The sequence below is a fragment of the Sulfitobacter sp. HI0129 genome, assembly GCF_001635395.1.
In the GTDB taxonomy this organism is placed as follows: Bacteria; Pseudomonadota; Alphaproteobacteria; order Rhodobacterales; family Rhodobacteraceae; genus Sulfitobacter.
Window position 1 is genome coordinate 1 of sequence record NZ_LWGH01000495.1, and the last position, 2,762, is coordinate 2,762.

The following is a 2,762-nucleotide window of genomic DNA, read 5'->3' on the forward strand; positions in this document are numbered from 1 at the left end:
GCCCGTGTCCGCACCGAGGCCGGAAGGGATATCCACCGCGACGACCTTACCGGGACGGCGGCGCAGCTCCGCCACTACCTGTTCCGCCACTCCCTCCAAAGGGCGCGACAGGCCGAGGCCGAAGAGCGCATCGATATAGACATCCGCTTCTGGCAGGTCTTCCAGCGCATCGGCCCGCAGGCCCCCCACGAGGCCGCGTTGTGCCCATGCATCGCGTGCTCTCGCCGCATCTTCCGGCAATTGCCCCTCGGGGTCTTCGGCGAAGGTGGAGACCGACCAGCCCGCCTCGCTCAGCAGTCTGGCGATGACATAGCCGTCCCCGCCGTTGTTGCCCGGCCCGCAAAGCACCACGGCCCGACTGCCCGGTTCGTACCGGCGCAAAAGCGCCTTGGCCGCCCCCTCGCCCGCGCGGGTCATAAGTTGCCAGCCCGAGACGCTCCCGCCGGTGATCGCCGTCTGCTCAAGGGCTTGCATTCCGGCGGCGGTGAGGCAGGGAGTTCCGGGGGAAAGTTTCATTTCTGCCTCAAATTTAGGCGCAGGTTACAAAAAATAGGCAATGCCCGGCCGCTTTCCACCCGGTCTGCCGCATTTCCGCCCGATCCGGTGGACGGCTCGCCGACAAAATGAAATGACGCGGAAAGCACGCGCGCAACAGCAGGATGACATCATGAAGAAGATCGAAGCCATTATCAAACCCTTCAAACTGGACGAGGTCAAAGAGGCCTTGCAGGAGGTCGGCGTTCAGGGGCTTTCGGTGATCGAGGTCAAGGGCTTCGGCCGTCAGAAGGGCCACACCGAACTTTACCGCGGCGCGGAATATGTCGTCGATTTTCTGCCCAAGGTGAAGATCGAGGTCGTACTGGATGACGATCAGGTCGACGGCGCCATCGAGGCCATCGTGGATGCCGCACGCACCGAAAAGATCGGCGACGGCAAGATCTTCGTCTCCCCCGTCGAACAGACAATCCGCATCCGTACCGGCGAAACCGGTTCCGACGCGCTTTAATCGCATACGCTTTCACGAAAAGGACTCTACCATGAGCAACAAGGACTTCCTCAAGCAGATCAAGGACGAGGAGATCGACTACGTCGACATCCGCTTCACAGACACGCGCGGCAAGCTGCAGCACGTGACCGTGGTCAGCGACCTGGTGGACGAAGATTTCCTCGAAGAAGGCTTCATGTTCGACGGCTCGTCGATCGCGGGCTGGAAGAGCATCGAAGCCTCCGACATGAAGCTGATGCCCGACGTCGACAGCGCCTATATCGATCCGTTCTATGCGGAAAAGACGATCTGCGTGCATTGCTCCATCGTGGAACCCGACACCGGCGAAAGCTATGAGCGCGACCCGCGCGGCACCGCCGAAAAGGCCGAAGCCTATCTGAAATCCTCCGGCATCGGCGACACCGCCTATTTCGGCCCCGAAGCCGAGTTCTTCCTGTTCGACAACGTCAAGTTCTCCAACACGATCAACAAGGTATCCTACGAAGTTGACGCGTCCGACGGTTCTTGGAACACCGATGCCGATTACGAAATGGGCAACATGGGCCACCGTCCGGGTCTCAAGGGCGGCTATTTCCCCGTCAACCCCACCGATGAGGCACAGGACCTGCGCGCCGAGATGCTGTCGACCATGAAGCGGCTCGGCATGAAGGTGGACAAGCACCACCACGAGGTTGCCTCCTGCCAGCATGAACTCGGTCTCATCTTCGGCACGCTGACCGAGCAAGCCGACGAGATGCAGAAGTACAAGTACGTGATCCACAACGTGGCCCACGCCTACGGCAAATCGGCGACCTTCATGCCCAAGCCGATTTCCGGCGACAACGGTTCCGGCATGCATGTGAACATGTCGATCTGGAAAGATGGCAAGCCGCTCTTCGCGGGCGACAAATACGCCGATCTGAGCCAGGAAGCGCTTTGGTTCATCGGGGGTATCCTGACCCATGCCAAGGCTCTGAACGCCTTCACCAACCCGACCACCAACAGCTACAAGCGCCTGATCCCGGGCTTCGAAGCACCGGTTCTGCGTGCCTATTCCGCGCGCAACCGCTCGGGCTGCGTGCGTATTCCGTGGACGGAAAGCCCCAAGGCAAAGCGCGTGGAGGCCCGCTTCCCCGATCCGGCGGCAAACCCCTACCTGTGCTTCGCCGCACTGCTGATGGCCGGTCTTGACGGTATCAAGAACAAGATCGATCCGGGCGAGGCGATGGACAAGAACCTCTATGATCTGCCCGCCGAGGAACTGGCCGACATCCCGACCGTCTGCGGCTCGCTCCGCGAGGCGATGGACGAGTTGCGCAAGGACATGGACTTCCTGCTGGCCGGTGATGTCTTCACCCGCGACCAGGTCGAAGGCTACATCAACCTGAAGATGGAAGAAGTGCACAAGTACGAGCACACACCCCATCCGGTAGAATTCGGCATGTACTACAGCGTCTGATTGTACCAATGTGACCGCAATGAGGAGAGCGCCCCCCGGGGCGCTCTTTTTTTCATGTCTGATCCCCGAAGCGGACATGGGATCGCCCAGATTCGACTTCACAAAAATGAGAATACCCGAAGATCAGGACTTTCCGACATGAACCAGACCCCCACCCCGTTCGAGGCCCGCATCGCCCGGATAGAGGCCCGGCGCGCGCTGTTCGCTTCCGGCGGAGGCTCGCCGACGATCCCGCCCCGGCGCCCGCCTTCCCTACCCGAGCGGCGTCGCGGCACCGAAACACGGCCCGGCGCGACCGGATTGATCCGCATGGTCTGG

At 61.3% G+C, this 2,762-nt stretch carries 4 protein-coding genes; 3 read left to right on the forward strand and 1 reads right to left on the reverse strand.

The genetic code is table 11. The features are described 5' to 3' along the window. The coding region (locus A3764_RS13565; RefSeq protein ID WP_150120724.1) for an NAD(P)H-hydrate epimerase at positions 1-516 on the reverse strand (516 nt) is incomplete at its 3' end. A 151-nt stretch (positions 517-667) separates the two neighbouring features. Here A3764_RS13565 and A3764_RS13570 point away from each other — a divergent pair. The 3 genes from A3764_RS13570 to A3764_RS26010 all read left to right on the forward strand — a co-directional run. Next, a complete protein-coding gene (locus A3764_RS13570; RefSeq protein ID WP_067922884.1) occupies positions 668-1,006 on the forward strand; it encodes a P-II family nitrogen regulator in 339 nt (112 codons plus the stop codon). A 31-nt stretch (positions 1,007-1,037) separates the two neighbouring features. Further along, positions 1,038-2,444: a type I glutamate--ammonia ligase gene (gene glnA / locus A3764_RS13575; protein WP_067922881.1), complete on the forward strand. Its 1,407-nt coding sequence runs from the start codon at positions 1,038-1,040 to the stop codon at positions 2,442-2,444. Positions 2,445-2,582: 138 nt separating this feature from the next. Then, the coding region (locus A3764_RS26010; protein WP_236628196.1) for a hypothetical protein at positions 2,583-2,762 on the forward strand (180 nt) is incomplete at its 3' end.